The sequence below is a fragment of the Burkholderia cepacia genome (assembly GCF_029962485.1).
In the GTDB taxonomy this organism is placed as follows: Bacteria; Pseudomonadota; Gammaproteobacteria; order Burkholderiales; family Burkholderiaceae; genus Burkholderia.
In genome coordinates this window covers 25,405-42,610 of sequence record NZ_CP073638.1, presented here as the reverse complement: position 1 = coordinate 42,610, position 17,206 = coordinate 25,405, and the positions used below count along the sequence as shown (strand labels likewise).

Below are 17,206 nucleotides of genomic sequence, written 5' to 3'. Positions count from 1 at the left end.
AACGGCGCGATCGGCTGGGTAAAACGTCGGGAAAAACTCAGGCGGGCAACGGCCCGGCGATCATCCGGGCTGCGGTGCGAGCTCGGGCGCGCCGGGTGTCAGCACGCGCGGCGGCATCGGGTTGCCGGTAGGCGCCGCGTGCAGCGCCAGGTCGCGGCTGCGCGCGTTCAGGCGCTGCAGCGCGCGGAATTCGGACGGCGCCATCCCCTTCACCGCGCGAAACTGGCGGTTGAAGTTCGACACGTTGTTGAAGCCGGCCTGGAAGCAGATGTCGGTGATGTTCGCGTCGTCGGCGAGCAGCATCTGGCACGCGGATTCAATCCGCAGACGATTCACGTACTGCACGAACGGCATGCCCGTCTGGCGATGGAACGCGCGCGAGAACGCGCTGACGCTCTGCCCGGTCAGTTGCGCGAGATCGGATTCGCGCAGCTCGGACGCGAGGTTCTTGCCGATATACGACAGCGCATGGCTGAGCCGCGTGGGCGTGACGTCGGCCTGGTCGTACGCGGGGCTCGCGAGCAGCGTGCGTTCGGCCGCGCCGCACAGGCGTTCGAGGATCGTCATGAACAGCGCGATGCGGCGCATGCCGCGCGCGGCCAGCAGTTCGTCGAACAGCGGCGCGATCGCGGCGCTCGTCGCGGCATCGAAGCCGACCCCGCGCCGCGCGTCGTCGAGCAGCGCCTGCGCGTCGCGGCATTCGGGAAACGCGTCCATGCAGCGGCGCACGAACGCCGGGTCGAACTGGATCACGAGATTGCGGCGCTCGACGGTTTCGCCTTCGGCCATGTCGCTGACCCAGTTATGCGGCAGGTTCGGGCCGAGCAGCACGAGATGGCCGGGGCCGAACGAACCGATATGGTCGCCGACGAAATACTTGCCGTGCGTCGCGACAATCAGGTGCAGTTCGAATTCGGGATGGAAATGCCAGCGGATCGTGCGATACGGATAGCCATGCGACCAGACCTTGAACGACTCGTCGCGTCGCACGTCGACCACTTCGAGATCGGGGTGCATCATGTTGGCGTCTCCATTCCCATGTATCGCTGGCCGGCCTGTTCGGCATGGCGCGCGTGCGCCGCGTGTTGCCGTGTTTCGTGCGGCGACGCGACCGGTCGCATGGGAAGCAATGTAGGTCGATCGAGCGCGCGGCTCCACCAACTTTACGCCTGATTTCCGATACTTTTTTGCGCAATCCGGCCGCAAACGGCGCCGGACGGCAAATTTGTGCAGCGCGCAACGGCCGGGCGGCCGCCCGCGCCGGCTTTACGCGGCCGCGTGCTCGCGTGCCGTGCGCACCTCGTACGCCTTCAGGTGGTTGTACGCGATCCGCAGCAGCGACAGCGCATCGCCCGCCTGCGGGTCGCGGCGAGCGAGCAGGTCGCCGATCACGTGATCTGCCTCGACGCGCGCATGGTTCTCGACGTCGCGCAGCATCGACGCGGTCAGCGGCGACGGCGTCAGCACCATCCGCTGCATCCGTTCGATCGCCGTCGGGTCGGGCCGATGGCCGTTGTGTTCGGCGATCGCACTGCATTCGGCGAGCATGGTCTCGAGCAGGCGGCGGCCGTCCGGCGCGGCCAGGATGTCGCCGACCGAGCCTCGGAACAGCGACGTGCTCGCGGCGAGCGTCGCGAGGAACACCCACTTCTCCCACATCCGTGCGGCGATGTTGTCGCTGAGCGTCGCGTCGAAGCCCGCGCCGCCGAACACGTCGGCCACCGCGCGCACGCGCGGCGATTCGCCGCCCGCCAGTTCGCCGAACGACAGCCCGGCCGTGTCGTTCAGGTGCATGATGCGCTGCTCGCGATCAAGCGTGGCCGCGATCACGCACAACCCGCCGAGAACCTGCGCGGCGCCGAAGCGGTCGCGCAGCACGTCGAGGTGGCGCATCCCGTTGAGCATCGGCAGGATCAGCGTCTGCGGGCCGACGAATGGCGCGAACGATGCAATCGCGTCGTCGAGGCTGTATGCCTTGCAGCTCAGCAGCACGAGATCGAACGGCGCGACGCCGGCGTCCGCGTCGGCCGCGCGCACGGTCTGCACGTTCGCAAGCGTCAGGTCGCCGCGCGGGCTGCGGATCAGCAGCCCGTCGCGTGCCAGCGCAGCGGCGCGGCCGTCGCGCACCAGGAACGTGACATCGCGCCCCGCCGCAGCCAGCCGGCCGCCGAAGTACCCGCCGACCGCGCCGGCCCCTACCACCAGAATTCGCATCGTTGCCTCCTTTCGGTTTCGTTCAGTGCCGCACCGGCGCCATCCCGCACGCGCGGCGCACAAGCCATCGCCCCGACAGTATAGCGATGCCCGTTATGCATATGCATAGATACCCGCATCGGCATCGATGCCATGGGCCGCGGTACCGGTTCCTAGGGATAACCCGTCTACGGCGACGCACCTTCGACGCCGTCAAGATACCTAACCCGTCACGCCGCCCCGGCGAGCATTCTCGACTGACCGACCACACACCATGCGCAACCTTTCCCTGAATCAGAAACTCGCCTCGATGATCGTCATCCTGTGGCTCGGCCTGCTCGTGATCGCCGGGCTCGGCGCATGGCAGACGCGCGCCTCGATGATCGCGGACCGCCGCGACCAGCTCGCGTCGCTGGTCGCGCAGGCCGCGAGCGTGACCGACCACTACTACAAGCTGTCGCAGCAGAACGCGCTGCCGGAAGCCGATGCGAAGCAGAAGGCGCTCGAAGCGATCGCCGCGATGCGCTACGGCGCCGACGGCTACATCTCCATCAACGACTCGAAGCCCGTGATCGTGATGCACCCGATCAAGACCGAGCTCAACGGCAAGGACGTGTCGAATTTCACCGACCCGGACGGCAAGCACCTGTTCGTCGAGATCGTGAAGGCCGGCAACCTGGAAGGCGGCAAGGGCTTCGTCGAATATCTGTGGCCGAAGCCGGGCGCGGACAAGCCGCAGGCGAAGACCAGCGCCGTGCAACGCTTCGCGCCGTGGGACTGGTATCTCGTCACGGGCATGTACATGAACGACGTACGCTCGGCCGTGCTCGCGAGCATCGGCCGCTGGCTCGCGATGACGGCCGTGCTCGGCGCGCTCGCGACCGCCGTGATGGTGCTCGTGCTGAAAAGCGTGCGTGCGAATCTCGGCGGCGAGCTCGAAGTGGCACTCGACGCCGCGCAGCGCATCGCGCAGGGTGACCTGACCGCGCGCGTGACCGTGAAGCAGGACGATCGCGGCAGCCTGCTGCATGCGCTGCACACGATGCAGGGCGGATTGATCGACATGGTGTCCCGCGTGCGGATGGGCACCGAGAACATCAACGTCGGCGCGAGCGAGATCGCGTCCGGCAACACGGACCTGTCGCAGCGCACCGAGGAACAGGCGGCCGCGCTCGTGCAGACCGCGTCGAGCATGGACCAGATGACCGCGAACGTGAAGCAGAACGCGGACAGCGCCGCACAGGCTGCGTCGCTCGCCGGCCAGGCCGCGCAGGTCGCGACGCGCGGCAGCGCGGTGGTCGATGACGTCGTGCGCACGATGAACGAGATCACCGACCGCTCGCACAAGATCGGCGACATCATCGGCGTGATCGACGGGATCGCGTTCCAGACCAACATCCTCGCGCTGAACGCGGCCGTCGAAGCGGCGCGCGCGGGCGAACAGGGGCGCGGCTTCGCGGTGGTCGCGGCCGAAGTGCGCTCGCTCGCGCAACGCTCGGCCACGGCGGCGAAGGAAATCAAGACGCTGATTGTATCGTCGAACGAGACGGTCGAGCACGGCGCGGCGCTTGTTTCGCACGCGGGCGAGACGATGGCCGAGCTCGTGCAGTCGGTGCGGCGCGTGAACGAGATCCTCGACGAAATCAGCCATGCGTCGCGGGAGCAGAGCGCCGGGATCGAGCAGGTCAACCGCGCGGTGGGCGAGATGGACCAGGTCACGCAGCAGAACGCGGCGCTCGTCGAAGAGGCCGCGGCGGCCGCGCATTCGCTGCGCGATCAGGCCGAAGCACTGCGCGACGCCGTCACGCGGTTCGCATTGCCGGCCTGAAGGCGCCCGGCCGGCGCGGGCGTGCTCACCCCGCGCCGCCGGCCCGCGGCGTGCCCGCACCGGTGCCGAGCCCCAGCCCGGCCGCTCGCTGGATCAGCTCGACGTCGTTGTTCGCACCGAGCTTCTTCATCGCGCTGATCTTCTGCGCGCTGACCGTCTGCTTCCCCTTGCTCAGGCGCTGCGCGATCGTCTTGATCGGCACGCCCGACAGATACAGGCGAATCACCTCGATCTCCCGTGCCGACAACTTCACGGGCGCTCCGCCCCGCTCGCCGAGCGTGTCGACCGCGCGCCTGATGGCCGGCGACTGGTACGCGCCGCCGCTGTAGCTCGAATGGATCGCCGTGACGATGTGGCCGACCTCGTCGAACTTGCTGACGACGTTCACGCCGCCGATCCCGATGATCGACCGGACAATCAGCGGGTTCTCGTTCGCGACCAGCGCGACGATCCCGGCGTTCGGCCGCGTGCGGCGCAGCCAGTTGAACAGCGCGAGGCCGTCCATTTGCGCATCGCCGCGAATCGCATAATCGACCAGCACGACGTCGCAGTCGACCCCGCCGAGCGATGCGACCAGTTCGGCCGCGCTCCGGTAGACCGCGACGAGTTCGATCGCGCAGGTGCCGCCCGCGATCTGCTCGATGCCGGCCAGCGTCAACGGCCAGTCGTACGCGAAGACGATGCGAACATTGAATTTCCTCATGCGCAGTTCCTGATGGTTCACCGGCCGCGCCGCGCGGAACGCGCGCGACCGGTTGGGCGTTGAAAGGGCATTCAGGCTATTTTTAGCCTGAATGCCGATTCTATGAACCTGATCGCGGGCGGGATATCGGACGGCATCTGAATCGGCCGCCGAAGGCGTAATACGAGTTTGATATTTGCCCGGCTTCAGCGGCCGGCAGCCGGCGGCCGACCGTCGCGGCATCGGCCCAATGGCCTGCGTTGCGCGCGACGCGGGCGGCCAGCAGGTAAAATTGCGTCTTTGCATGCCACTCCGGGCCACCGGCGGCGAGCGATGCGCCGATGCCGGCCGCGCGCCACCGCCCTTTTGCCGGCTGCCCGTACTCGCCGCTTTCCTCATGACCGAATCCGACCTGCAATCCGACGACACCTCCATCCACGAAGACGGCCTCTGGCGCGACAACGGCTGGACGGCCCGCATCATCAAGAACGAAGACGACGACGGCTGGGCCGTCGAGATGATCAAGGACGGCGAGTCCGAGCCCGCACTCGTCGGGCCTTGGACGATGGGCCGCGACAAGAAGAACCCGAAACCGATGGACGCGAACGCGTTCCGCACGCTCGTGAAAACCGCGACCGAGGTGCTGATGCGGCACGAGCAGCAGCGGCGCGCGATGCTGCACAAGGAAGTGACGGTCCAGGGCGACGACGAACAGGATGTGTCGGTCACGCTCGACATCGTGCCGGACGAGTTCGAGCCGTATGCGCAACTGAAGGCATTCGATCCGTACGGCGACCTGCTGGCCGAAGCGAAGGTGTCGGCCGGGTTCAAGCTCAACAAGGCCAGCGCCGAACGCTGGGTCGCATCGGGCTTCGAGCGGCCGGCCTGAGCGGGCGCGGCGCGAGGAAGCGCGCGAGTCAGATGCCGGCGCCCTGCTCCATACGCTTGAGCCGGCGCGCCGCCAGCTTGCGCCGTACGAACGCCTCGAACTGCTGCGTCGCGACCTCCGGGTCGCGCGCGGCCAGCCCTAGCGCGTTGCGCACGAGCTGAATCGGCGTCAGCACGATGCCCCACGGCAGCCCCCACCAGCCGAGCGTGGCCGACGCGAGCAGCGCGGCCGCCTGCTTTCTGCGTCCGCAACGGCGGCAACACACGTGGCGCCGCGTCGCCCAGCGCGTGACGAACAGCAGCGACACGATGCGATGCGACGCATGCACGTCGACCGGCTGCCCTTCGCGCAGGCAGATCGGGCATGGCCCGTAGCGCCAGTCGTCGACATACTGCCGGACCTTCGCGTCGGGCACCCGTTCGGCCTCGACGATGATCGGATGCGCGTGCGCGCACACCCGGCTGCAATAGCGACGGCCGTCGATCGACCGGCCGCCGATCAGGAACGTCCTGCCGCAGTAACTGCACTCCGTCACGATAAACCTCGGATAAGCGTGATGCGCCGCGTGTCGGCCGCCCGCGCATCGATGCGCCGGCGGTCCGCACGGGTCATTTCATGGTTTAACGGCCGCTACCGCGCGGTCTTGAGCGGCGCGCGCCGGCGCGCATCAGCTGTGCAGCCCGTGCGCGGTCATCAGGCGGTACAGCGTCGCGCGCGAAATGCCCAGTTCGGCGGCGACATCCGCATGCTGGTGGCGGTTGCGCATCAGCGTTTCCTCGATCGCGCGCCGCTCGGCCTGCCGACGCGTTTCCGCCAGCGTCGGCGGCTGCCGCGACGTGTACGCGCGCAGTTCGAGATCGGCCGCCGAGATCAGCGGCCCGTTCGTCATCACGACCGCGAACCGGATCCGGTTGATCAGCTCGCGCACGTTGCCGGGCCACGGATAGTTGTGGATCGCCTCGACCGCGCAGGGCGTGAAGCCGCGGATCCGGTGCGAACTGTCGCCGCGATAGCGCCGCAGCACGTAATCGGCGAGCAGCATGATGTCGCGGCCGCGCGCGCGCAACGGCGGCTCGTCGATGCGCAGCACGCACAAGCGGTAGTACAGATCGGCGCGGAACCGCCCCGTCTGCATCGCGGCCTCGAGATCGACGTGGGTCGCCGATACGATCCGCACATCGACCGGAATCGACAGGTGCCCGCCGAGCCGTTCGATCTTGCCCTCCTGCAGGAATCGCAGCAGGCTCGCCTGGCTCTCGAACGGCATGTCGCCGATCTCGTCGAGAAACAGCGTGCCGCCGTGCGCGGCCTCGATGCGGCCGATCTTGCGCTGGTGCGCGCCCGTGAACGCGCCGCGCTCGTGGCCGAACAGTTCGGCCTGCAGCAGCGTCGACGGGATGGCCGCACAGTTCACGGCGACGAACGGTGAATCGGCCCGCGGCGACTGTTGATGGATCGCCGCCGCGGTCAGCTCCTTGCCGGTGCCGGATTCGCCGGCGATGAACACGGTGGCGTCCGTGTTCGCAACCTTGCGGATCGTCGCGAACAGCCGGCGCATCGCGTCGCACGAGCCGATCATCGTGCCGCCGGGCGGCGCCGTGTCGGCAGCCGGATCGCCGTCCGCGAGCTTCAGCATCCCGTACGCATGACCGACGAGATAGCCGATCGTCGTATAGGCCGTCGCGTTGCGCACGTAGTCGAAACAGCAATGACGGATCAGGCGCGCGATCGACAGGTCGCGCAGCCGCTCGTCGTCAGCGAGCGCGACCCAGCCGACGCGCGGGTCGCGCAGCAGCGCCTCGAACGACGCGACGTCGGGCGACGCGAAACTGTCGAAATCGACGATGCCGGCATGCGGGCGGTTCGCCTTGACGAGATTCAGTGCGTCCGCAACGGTTTTCGCGCGCCACACGTCCCAGCCGCGCGACGCCAGACAGTCGACGAGCGCGGCATCGTGCTGCTGCGACAGGTAGACGAGCGGCCGCGACGGCACCACATGATTGCGCCGGACGGCGACGAACGACATCGCGCCAGCCTCCCGTTCGACATCCTGCGGGCCTGACACTCTGAGCTGGCAGCAATAGTTCACGATGGCCTCGCCGCGTAGAGTTGTATGTCGGGACGGCCGTTGCCGGATCGCATGTGGCGGGGCCCCGTGGTCCCGCGGCGCGGCGCCGCCCCGTCCTCGAATCAATGTTTCGTTATCGGCAGAACACGACGCGCTGCGTGTAGATCTGCGGCTCGATGACCGGCTTCGCCGATCGGTTGAGATCGTCGCGATAGGCGCGATAGGTCTTGCCGTTTACCGTCACGTCAGCCGCGCGGGCCGTCTCGATCTTGTCGAGCCCGCTGCGCTGCCAGTCGCTCACCCGGTCCGCCGCCATCACGTTCGACTCGCCGGCGATCTTCTGCGTGATCGCGCTCCCGTCGCTCCACGGCATCGTCTGCATGTCCTCGGCGTGCTGCATCGCGCCGACCGTCTTGCCGGTCGACGACGGCCCGTTCTGCGCTTCGAACGGTGCGCCGCGGCCATACACCGGCGATTGCCACGACGGCGCGTGCCCCTCCTCGGGCATCATGTAGATCATCTGCGGGTCGCCGACCATCATCATCGGCGCGCAAGCGGTGTTGTCGGAGCGCCCGAGCGTCGTCAGCGCCTGCTGGACGCTCACGGCATTCGCGGCAGTCTGCTCGCTCAGGATGACGAACACTGCGGGATTCTGGAAAACGGACTGCGCAGCGGCTTGCACGCTGACCAGCAGCAAAGCGACCAAAAAGATCCTCATGATTGAGGCCTCCTTGCATCCTCGTCAGGCAAAAAGAGGTGTTGACCTCGGGGATGGGACCAACACCCGTCCAAACGGAAACGACCGTCGGGCATCGGGGCCGAACGGCTCCCGTGCAACCGGTGTTCCGGTCGCACGGGAAGCGGCCCCGCGCGCTTACGACGACGTGCTCGTCGAGATGACGGCCGGCGCCGGCGCGACCGGCGCAGCCGGTGCAGCCTGTTGGTCGACCGCGGCCGGCGGCAACGCCTGGGCCGGGTCGGTCAACGCCGGCATGTCGGCGGGCGGCGCAGCCGGTGCGGCAGCGGATTCGACCGCTTCGGGCACCTTTGCGTCGGCAGCCGGCATGTCGGCCGGCACTGCGGCGGCGGCAGGCTGTGCAGCTTCAGGAGCGGGCGCTTCGACAGCCGCTTGCGGGGCCGGCTCGGCAGCCTTTGCGTCGGCTACCGGCGCCGTGACGACGGCAGCTGCCGGCATCGGTTCGGCAACGGGTTCGCCGGCGGCCTGCGCTGCGTTGTCGGTCGCGGCCGGCATCGGCTCCGGTGCCTTGTCGGCGACGGGCTGCACGGGCTCGGGGGCCTTCGTGTCGGCAACCGGCTGGGCGGGCTCGGGAGCCTTCGTGTCGGCGACGGGCTGCGCGGGCTCCGGTGCCTTCGTGTCGGCAACCGGCTGGGCAGGCTCGGGTGCCTTCGTGTCGGCGACGGGCTGTGCGGGCTCGGAGGCCTTCGTGTCGGCCACCGGCTGCGCAGGCTCGGGAGCCTTCGTGTCGGCCACCGGCGCGGCCGGCGCTTGCGAGGCCTTGTCGGCAACCACCGGCGCTGCAATGACGGCCGCGGCCGGCACGGCTGCCATCGCGGCCGCCGGTACGACCGCTGCTGCGGGCGCGGCGGCAACCGCCGGTGCAGCGGCGACAGCTGGTGCCGCGGCAACCGCGGGCGCTGCTGCTGCCTGCGCAGCCACTGCCGGTGCCGCGGCGGCAACGGCTGGCGCCGCGACCGCCGGTGCGGCTGCGGCGACGGCCGGCGCTGCGACGGCCGGAGCGGCGGCAACCGGCACGACTGCCGGTACCGGGACAGGCACCGGGATCGGCACAGGCGCCGCCTGCACCGACGTCGTCTGGATCGGACGCGTCGGCGCGGGAGCCGGTGCGGCCGAACCGAGCGGCGGCAGGCCCATGCGGTCGCGCACGATCGGGTCGCGATACTTCACGTCGTCCGCGACGGTCGCCTCGACGCTCGGCGCCACGTTCGAACGCGCGAGCGGCGCGGTCGTGCCCGGGCACAGGTGGCCGGTCGCTTCCACCGCGCGCCGGTTCGCATCGCTCTGGCACAGCAGCGCGAGCGCGACGTCGGTCAGGCCCATCGCACGGAATTCACGCGCATCGAGACGCCGAACGCAAGCCTGGTCGACCAGTGTCGTGCCGCCCGTCGCGCCGAACCCCGGGAACGACACGCCGACGCTCACCGAGCCCATGCAGGTGTCGGACAGCGTGGTCGTGAGGCCGGGCGCCTGGATCGCCGGGTTGGTCTTGATCGTCTGCGTACCCGAGTAGTTGACGTTTTCCGATGTCTGGGTGTTGTACGGGTTGGTGCCTGGCGAGCCGGACGAAGCCAGCGAGCCTACGCTCTGCGGCGTCACGTTCGAGCCGCCGCTCGTGCCGGACGGCATCGTCACGTTCACGTTCACGCTTGAATTGCCGCTGCCGCGCACCCCGCTGGAGCTGGTGGCATTGCCGCCGCGCGAGCTCGTGGTGTTCGTGTTCATGCTCGAGCCACCACCCTGGCTGACGGCCGTCGACGACGTCGACGACTGCGCGCTCGAAGTCGAGTCGGCAGTTTGCGCCTGGGCACCGATCGTGGTCATCGCGAACATTGCCGCGCATGCCACCTTGATCCTGTTGCTGTTCATTTCACTCTCCGGACGAGGTTAAACCTCCCACCCAGGCAACCGTGCTAATTCCCCTGAATGACTTCAGATTTCGCTGCTTCCCCGAACTGCTTCCAGCCACTGCCCAGCTGGGACCACGAGCCGGCCGACATGCCCTGCCACTGCTGGGCGTCCGGTCCGCCGATGGCGCTGCCCGACGAAAGCGTTTGTTGTTCTGACGGTTTGGTTGTCTGGTCAGGGTTGTTTGACGTCTGCATAGTCGATTGCACACCATCGGCAGCACGGTCAGCGCCATACGCCGTCAGAGACGCGAGCATCAGAGCGGCGGCAATCAGGTTCTGCTTCATGCCAACTCCTTACGTGACAACAGTGCGGGAAAAGAGACCAGCGTCGCTGGGAAACTGGTCCCCCCACACCAGACTAATGACTGCTCCCGGTCGCACTCGAGCTGCCCTGGCTTCCGCCCGACGCTGACGGCGAACCAGCCGGACCGGTACTCCACGCGGTCGACGAGTTGTAGTGATTCGAACCCGTGATCGCAGCCGATCCGCCACTGCCCGTGAGTCCAGCGGCACCCGCGTTGGCAATGCCGTTGTCGTTCGCGCCCGTGGCCGTGTAGTGGTTCGCGCCGAGTACGATCGTGGCGGTCACCCCTCCCGACAATGCGTTGGCGTTCTCGTTCGTGCTGCTGTTTCCGCCGTACGAGCCTGCGGCACCGATACCGCCGCCTGCCGCGAACGCGCCCCCGTTCGTGCCGGAACCGCTGGCCGTCGAGGTCGAGTTGTGGTTGGCGGACGCCGTACCGACGGAACCAGCGGGTGTCACGGTACTTCCGGCGCTTGCACCAGCCGTCGACGTCGAATTGCTCGTATAGCTGCCGGAGCCGACCAGTACCGACCCGGACACACCCGCGGCAACGGATTGCGTCTGGTTGGTCGTGAACGAACCCGCTGCCAATGCGGCCGACGATAGGACGGTGAGCGCTGTCGCTAATATGACTTTGGCTTTCATAGCAATCCCTTGCTGTGAGGAAGTTCGGCGGTGGCGGAGCCAGGCTCGCCCTGGTGGGGTGAAGCCCGGCATCCGTACCGCCAGCCAATGACGAACGCTACGCGCCGCGGCTTAGTGGTGATACGTCCAGCCAGTCGAACCGGCATTCGCACCGCTGCTGCCGCCAGCCTGTGCGCCGCCGAAGCCGAAGCCGCCGACGGTCGACGTTTGGGTATGGCTCGTGTACGAGATCGAACCGCTGCCCGGGCCGCCCGCCACTGCGCCGGCTGCGCCGAGCGCCGCGCCGGAATCGGTTGCGGTGAAATGGCCGAAGCCTGCAACCCCGGCCATCGTCTGGCCACCGCTCGACGAGTTGCTGCTCGACACCGTGCCGCTGGCGGCGAACGCTGCACCCGAAACCGCCAGAACTGCTGCTGCAATCAGAAGCTTCTTCATGGTCGACTCCATAACGGCGTGGAGAGAATGAGCAAGGAAGACTGCACGCCATCAACCTTCCTGCCTCGAGCAATCCTTAAAAAATAAGGATTACTATCAAATCAAGAAATTTTTACTGCCTCGCAATTTCAAGTCTTCGTTATTTTTGACAGCCGAAGTCTAGTTTTATGTTTTTAGGTTGTCCAAAATTTATGGATAGGTGTTTTCTATTATTTTTATGAACATTTAATTTTTGAAAAAACACCGTGAATTGCGCGACCGGGATGATTAACACACCCTCGGCTCACGATTTTCGATACCCCGTCGAAAACGGATACCGGCACTGGCATCCGTTTCCGGAATCAAAAATGCGCGAATATATACCACCGCAAAATACGACAGCCGTTCAAACTACGCTCGTCAGCCGAGCGATGACGGTGCCGCATTGCAGACAGATGGCATGTTTGCTCCCTGAGCTGGCGAAGGCCGGCTAGCGTTCGATCTAATCCGGCCGGCGCCGGTACTGGCCCGGCGCGATCGAAACCGCTCTGCACGGTTGAAGACGGGACGGCATCACGCTGTCCGGCACGAACAGCCTGGCCCATCCGGGTGAACTGAATGAAAACGAGCCCCGCTGTCGCCCGGTTGCCGCGAGGCGCGACAACAGCCCCGGCACGCGGCCGGCGCGGAGGCCGGAAAAGCGGCAATGGAATACCCGCGACGCTGGCACTGCGTCGTGAGCCTCACCCCGGTTTCTCCGACTACCCCATTGGTGCGCAAAATTCGCGCGGATCACGCTACTGCTTATGGTCTTCATCGCCGTTTCCCCGACTGCTGCAGACGAGTTGGTCGCCCCCACATCTTTGTTGCATCGCGTCGACCGCTCGCCGATGCGTCCAATACCGCAAGCGGCGTGCCACATGTTGTCCCGTCGCGCATTGCGCACGGCAGATCGCCGCCACGCCGGGTCATTCCGCCGGAAACGTCATTTTTTGTTTCAGGAATGTATCGCGACAACGATTGCGCTCGTGCCGCGATCATTGAGCGTCATGAAGCAATACCGCGATTAGACGGACGAATCCGGCCCGTGGAACCTTGCCGGACGGCAAGATGAACGGGTGTTTCAAACTTGAGAAGCGCGCAGCCACGCTAGCTGGGCGGGAACCGACTTTCCACTGACGAACCACGCTTCGCGACGTATGCGACCAGGCTCCGGTCCGAAAAAGAACGAGAATCGATTCGCCCTGGGAGTGGCTCCCGGGCCACGTGCAGCGGTCTTCGATGCGCCGCCGGCACGCGCGCCCCCCGATCATCGAAACGAATTTGATTCATCCGTGAAAATACCGACACGATCACACGACGAAAAATGTTGCCATCCCGGCCGTTACCGGCGTAATAATTAAAACAAATGTAAACACGGAATCCCGACAGCATCACAAGCGCCATTTTTCATTCCGACGCGCGCCACCTTTCACTTCGGAGACATCCTGACAAGCGATACATTCGAGAAACATTTTCACGCATTTATTCGCCTGATTCTCATCGATGAAACATGCCGATTAAGCATGCGCTTTACGTTAACAATCTCGTAAAAGCCTGATTTATCGAGCGTTTCGTCGTATCGAATCGCATTGATCCGGCGCTCGCCCGGGTCATTCCCCTGTCCCCACGATTCACGCGTGAAACGCCTGCACGCCTGTCGATCGGCGATGGCATCGCCGCGCCCGCGCCCGGCGGGACTGCGTCGTCCATGGCATGCCGATTGCCTGATGTCCGGCTCTTACCGAGCGGCACGCCACCACACACGAATCACGGGCAGTGGCCGCTCGCAATCAGCGTGTCGGGGAAACGGCGATGAAGATCACCACCGATCGATCGGCGCTTGCGCCGTTCAAGCATCAACGGGGTTGTCAGCGAAACCGGAGCGCCTGTCGCGGCGCTTCGTCGACATCGGACCAGGCGGACCGGCGCTTGCCGAAACGGCACCCGTGCAGCGGGATGGAGCGTGTGCGCGTCGCCGTCGGGCAAATCGACCTGTGGTTCCTCGATATGCTCGACGAAGGAGACAGCGATGAATGACCGCGCACCGCTCGAAACGCGCGCCGGTCAGCGCGTGCTGGTGACCGGCGGCGCCGGCTTTCTCGGCAGCTACGTGTGCGAACGCCTGGTCATGGAAGGCGCAACGGTCACGTGCGTCGACAGCCTGCTGACGGGGCGCAAGCTCAACATCGCCGATCTGAAGGCATCCGGCCGCTTCGAATTCGTGAAGGGCGACGTGTCGCTCGGCCTGCCGCAGTTGCAGGCGGACGAAATCTGGAATCTCGCATGCGCGGCCTCGCCGCCCACGTACCAGATCGATCCCGTGCACACGATGCTGACGAACGTGCTCGGCATGAACCACTGTCTCGCGCTCGCGCGCAAGACCGGTGCGCGTGTGTTCCAGGCATCGACCAGCGAAATCTACGGCGACCCCGGCGTGCATCCGCAGACGGAAACCTATCGCGGCAACGTGAACACGATCGGCCCGCGCGCCTGCTACGACGAAGGCAAGCGCGCAGCCGAGGCGCTGTGCTACGACTACTACCGCACGCACGGCATCGACGTGCGTGTCGCGCGCATCTTCAACACCTATGGCCCGCGCATGTCGCCACGCGACGGCCGGGTCGTGTCGAACTTCATCGTCGCCGCGCTCAACGGCGAGTCGCTCGAGATCTACGGCGACGGCAGGCAGACGCGCTCGTTCTGCTTCGTCAGCGACCTGATCGACGGCTTCTTCAACCTGATGGGCGCCGAGCGCAACGTCGGCATGCCGGTCAACATCGGCAATCCCGGCGAATTCACGATGCTCGAGCTCGCGCAGCAAGTGCTCGCGATGACGGGCTCGACATCGGAGATCGTATTCCGGCCGCTGCCGATCGACGATCCGCACCAGCGCAAGCCCGACATCTCGGTCGCCGCGACCGAGCTCGGCTGGCAACCAGCGATCGATCTCGATGAAGGGCTGCGCCGGACCGTCGACTACTTCAGCCGCGAACTGTGGCTCGCGCCGGTGCTGCGCCCGACCGGAGCGGTCGCATGAAAGTGCTCGTGACAGGTGGCGCGGGCTACATCGGCAGCCATACGTGCAAGGCACTCGCGCAAGCCGGACACGAGCCGATCGCCTACGACAACCTCTCGACCGGCCATGGCGACGCGGTGCGATGGGGGCCGCTCGTCGTCGCCGACATTCTCGACCGCAACGCGCTGTCGAAGGCGCTCGCCGCGCACCGGCCCGACGTCGTGATCCATTTCGCCGCACTCGCGTACGTCGGCGAATCGGTGCTCGCGCCCGAGCGCTACTACACGGTCAACGTGGCGGGCACCTGCACACTGCTGAGCGCGATGCACGCGGCCGGCGTCGGCAGGATCGTGATGTCGTCGTCGTGCGCGACTTACGGGGTTCCGGACACGCTGCCGATCTCGGAGCGCACGCCGCAGCAGCCGATCAATCCGTATGGCTTCACGAAGTTTGCGATGGAGCGGATGGCCGCCGATTTCGAGCGCGCGTACGGGCTGAAGTGGGTCGCGTTGCGCTACTTCAACGCAGCAGGTGCCGATCCGGACGGCGAGATCGGCGAATGCCACGCGCCTGAAACGCACGCGCTGCCGCTGGCGATCCGTGCGGCGCTCGGCACGGGCAACGCATTCCAGGTGATGGGCACCGACTACCCGACGCCCGACGGCTCGGCGATTCGCGACTACGTGCACGTGAGCGACCTCGCCGATGCACACGTGAGGGCCACCACCCATCTGTGCGACGGCGGCGAGAGCGTCGCGCTGAATCTCGGCACCGGCACGGGGACTTCCGTGCTCGAGGCGCTGCGCGCCGTCGAGGCCGTGACCGGGTGCCGCGTGCCGACGGTGATGGCCGCGCGCCGCCCGGGCGACCCGCCCGCGCTGTACGCGGACGCGACGAAGGCCGCGCGCGTGCTCGGCTGGCGGCCGCGCTTCACCGCGATCGAACAGATGGTCGAACACGCCGCGGCATGGCATCGGAAGGCGCAGCAACTCGAACCCAGCAGCTGAGCAGCTCACTACAACCATGTTCTCGAACGCTACCCAGAGGGCTCATCATGAATGTGCGGATCGCCATCGTTGGCACCGGCTACGTCGGGCTAGTGAGCGGCGCATGCCTTGCGGATCTCGGGCATGACGTCATTTGCATCGACAACAATCGCGGCAAGATCGACGCGCTGAACGAAGGCGTCATGCCGATCTACGAGCCGGGCCTCGATGCCGTCGTCGCACGCAACGTCGCACTCGGCACGCTGCGCTTCAGCAGCGACCTGGCCGCGAGCGTGCGCGATCGCGATGCCGTGTTCATCGCGGTCGGCACGCCGACGCTGGCGGGCACCGATCACGCCGACCTGCAGTACGTCGAGGCGGCCGCGCGGGAAATCGCGTCGAACCTGACCGGTTTCGCGGTGATCGTCACCAAGTCGACAGTGCCGGTCGGCACCAACCGGATCGTCGGGAAAATCGTCGAGTGCTGCGCGCCGGACGGCGTCGACGCGGCGATCGCATCGAATCCGGAGTTCCTGCGCGAGGGGTCGGCGATCGACGATTTCATGCATCCTGATCGCGTCGTGTTCGGCGCCGAGCATCCGCGCGCGATCGAGATCATGCAGGCGATCTACGCGCCGCTGGAAGCGACGGGCCATCTTGTGCTTGCAACCGAGATCGAGACGGCCGAACTCGTGAAGTATGCGGCGAATGCCTTTCTCGCCGTGAAGATCAGCTACATCAACGAGATTTCCGACCTGTGCGAAGCGGTCGGCGCCGATGTCGAGCTGGTCGCGAACGGGATGGGCCTCGACCGCCGCATCGGCGCGTCGTTCCTGAAGGCCGGCCCCGGCTGGGGCGGCTCGTGCTTCCCGAAGGACACGCGCGCGCTGAAGGCGACGGCCTCCCAGCATGCGGTGCCGCTACGCATCGTCAGTGCGGCGATCGAATCGAATGCGCTGCGCAAGGAACAGATCCTCCGCCGTATCGAGAACGCGTGCGGCGGCTCGATCAAAGGCAAGCGCATCGCGGTACTCGGTCTCACGTTCAAAGGCCAGACCGACGACGTGCGGGAGAGCCCGAGCATCGACGTGATCCAGTTGCTCGTCGGTGCGGGCGCGCATATCCGCGCGTACGACCCGGCGCGTCCGCACGAGGCAACGCGGTTGCTGCCCAAGGTGTTCATGGAAGGCTCGGCGGTCGACGCGGTGCGCAGCGCGGACGCCGTCGTCGTCATGACCGAATGGAAAGCGTTCGAGATGCTCGACCTCGCCGACCTGGCCGATCACATGGCCGACCCGGTGATGCTCGACATGCGCAACCTGTTCAGCGAACAGCTGGCGGTCGACAGCGGCTTTCGCCGTTACGAACGCGTGGGCCGCTCGTGCGGTGAACGCACGCCGGCCGAACCGACGCACGAGCAGCCGCATGCCGGCAAGGACACCCGGCTGCCACGCAGCCTGCTTCAAGACTGA

The 17,206-nt window shown here is 66.6% G+C and carries 17 protein-coding genes; 7 read left to right on the top strand and 10 right to left on the bottom strand.

Features of this window, described 5'->3' with window-relative positions; all coding sequences use genetic code 11:
• Nucleotides 1-60: 60 nt before the first annotated feature.
• The gene (locus KEC55_RS16730) at nucleotides 61-1,020 is read right to left on the bottom strand and encodes an AraC family transcriptional regulator (RefSeq protein ID WP_282508905.1); all 960 of its coding nucleotides are present in this window, start codon (nucleotides 1,018-1,020) and stop codon (nucleotides 61-63) included.
• 246 nt (nucleotides 1,021-1,266) lie between these two features.
• Nucleotides 1,267-2,214, bottom strand: a complete 948-nt coding sequence (gene panE / locus KEC55_RS16725) for a 2-dehydropantoate 2-reductase (RefSeq protein ID WP_282508904.1) — start codon at nucleotides 2,212-2,214, stop codon at nucleotides 1,267-1,269.
• Between the two features lie 253 nt (nucleotides 2,215-2,467).
• Here panE and KEC55_RS16720 point away from each other — a divergent pair, with 253 nt between their 5' ends.
• Nucleotides 2,468-4,021: a methyl-accepting chemotaxis protein gene (locus tag KEC55_RS16720; protein ID WP_282508903.1), complete on the top strand. Its 1,554-nt coding sequence runs from the start codon at nucleotides 2,468-2,470 to the stop codon at nucleotides 4,019-4,021.
• 25 nt (nucleotides 4,022-4,046) lie between these two features.
• Here the strand turns inward: KEC55_RS16720 and KEC55_RS16715 are convergent, their stop codons facing one another.
• On the bottom strand, nucleotides 4,047-4,724 hold the full coding sequence (locus KEC55_RS16715) for a response regulator transcription factor (protein ID WP_282508902.1): 678 nt from the start codon (nucleotides 4,722-4,724) through the stop codon (nucleotides 4,047-4,049).
• Nucleotides 4,725-5,100: 376 nt separating this feature from the next.
• Here KEC55_RS16715 and KEC55_RS16710 point away from each other — a divergent pair, with 376 nt between their 5' ends.
• Nucleotides 5,101-5,592, top strand: a complete 492-nt coding sequence (locus KEC55_RS16710; RefSeq protein WP_282508901.1) for a hypothetical protein — start codon at nucleotides 5,101-5,103, stop codon at nucleotides 5,590-5,592.
• 28 nt (nucleotides 5,593-5,620) lie between these two features.
• On the opposite strand, the gene KEC55_RS16705 is transcribed toward KEC55_RS16710, so the two are convergent.
• The 4 genes from KEC55_RS16705 to KEC55_RS16690 form a co-directional block, all read right to left on the bottom strand.
• Entirely contained in the window at nucleotides 5,621-6,127 is a 507-nt protein-coding gene (locus KEC55_RS16705) for a hypothetical protein (RefSeq protein WP_282508900.1), read from the bottom strand.
• Nucleotides 6,128-6,259: 132 nt separating this feature from the next.
• Nucleotides 6,260-7,618, bottom strand: coding sequence for a sigma 54-interacting transcriptional regulator (locus KEC55_RS16700; protein WP_432626308.1), 1,359 nt, complete (start codon nucleotides 7,616-7,618; stop codon nucleotides 6,260-6,262).
• 175 nt (nucleotides 7,619-7,793) lie between these two features.
• Complete coding sequence (locus KEC55_RS16695; RefSeq protein WP_282508898.1) at nucleotides 7,794-8,378, bottom strand: hypothetical protein; 585 nt, start codon at nucleotides 8,376-8,378, stop codon at nucleotides 7,794-7,796.
• Between the two features lie 156 nt (nucleotides 8,379-8,534).
• The gene (locus KEC55_RS16690; RefSeq protein ID WP_282511486.1) at nucleotides 8,535-10,046 is read right to left on the bottom strand and encodes a chemotaxis protein CheA; all 1,512 of its coding nucleotides are present in this window, start codon (nucleotides 10,044-10,046) and stop codon (nucleotides 8,535-8,537) included.
• On the opposite strand from KEC55_RS16690, the gene KEC55_RS16685 reads away from it, so the two are divergent.
• Entirely contained in the window at nucleotides 10,033-10,308 is a 276-nt protein-coding gene (locus tag KEC55_RS16685; protein ID WP_244137762.1) for a hypothetical protein, read from the top strand. The genes KEC55_RS16690 and KEC55_RS16685 overlap by 14 nt on opposite strands.
• 22 nt (nucleotides 10,309-10,330) lie before the next feature.
• On the opposite strand, the gene KEC55_RS16680 is transcribed toward KEC55_RS16685, so the two are convergent.
• The 3 genes from KEC55_RS16680 to KEC55_RS16670 all read right to left on the bottom strand — a co-directional run bounded on the left by KEC55_RS16680 (nucleotide 10,331) and on the right by KEC55_RS16670 (nucleotide 11,711).
• Complete coding sequence (locus KEC55_RS16680) at nucleotides 10,331-10,612, bottom strand: hypothetical protein (protein ID WP_059239774.1); 282 nt, start codon at nucleotides 10,610-10,612, stop codon at nucleotides 10,331-10,333.
• 73 nt (nucleotides 10,613-10,685) lie between these two features.
• Nucleotides 10,686-11,276: a hypothetical protein gene (locus KEC55_RS16675; protein WP_282508897.1), complete on the bottom strand. Its 591-nt coding sequence runs from the start codon at nucleotides 11,274-11,276 to the stop codon at nucleotides 10,686-10,688.
• Nucleotides 11,277-11,387: 111 nt separating this feature from the next.
• Entirely contained in the window at nucleotides 11,388-11,711 is a 324-nt protein-coding gene (locus KEC55_RS16670; protein ID WP_282508896.1) for a hypothetical protein, read from the bottom strand.
• 1,833 nt (nucleotides 11,712-13,544) lie between these two features.
• On the opposite strand from KEC55_RS16670, the gene KEC55_RS16665 reads away from it, so the two are divergent.
• From KEC55_RS16665 to KEC55_RS16650, 4 genes are read left to right on the top strand one after another with little or no spacing between them, the layout of a single operon-like run.
• Entirely contained in the window at nucleotides 13,545-13,769 is a 225-nt protein-coding gene (locus tag KEC55_RS16665; protein WP_282508895.1) for a hypothetical protein, read from the top strand.
• Nucleotides 13,762-14,769: a UDP-glucuronic acid decarboxylase family protein gene (locus KEC55_RS16660; protein ID WP_282508894.1), complete on the top strand. Its 1,008-nt coding sequence runs from the start codon at nucleotides 13,762-13,764 to the stop codon at nucleotides 14,767-14,769. The genes KEC55_RS16665 and KEC55_RS16660 overlap by 8 nt, the downstream gene beginning before the upstream one ends.
• On the top strand, nucleotides 14,766-15,755 hold the full coding sequence (gene galE / locus KEC55_RS16655; protein ID WP_282508893.1) for a UDP-glucose 4-epimerase GalE: 990 nt from the start codon (nucleotides 14,766-14,768) through the stop codon (nucleotides 15,753-15,755). Before KEC55_RS16660 ends, galE begins: the two co-directional genes overlap by 4 nt.
• 47 nt (nucleotides 15,756-15,802) lie before the next feature.
• Entirely contained in the window at nucleotides 15,803-17,206 is a 1,404-nt protein-coding gene (locus KEC55_RS16650; protein ID WP_282508892.1) for a UDP-glucose dehydrogenase family protein, read from the top strand.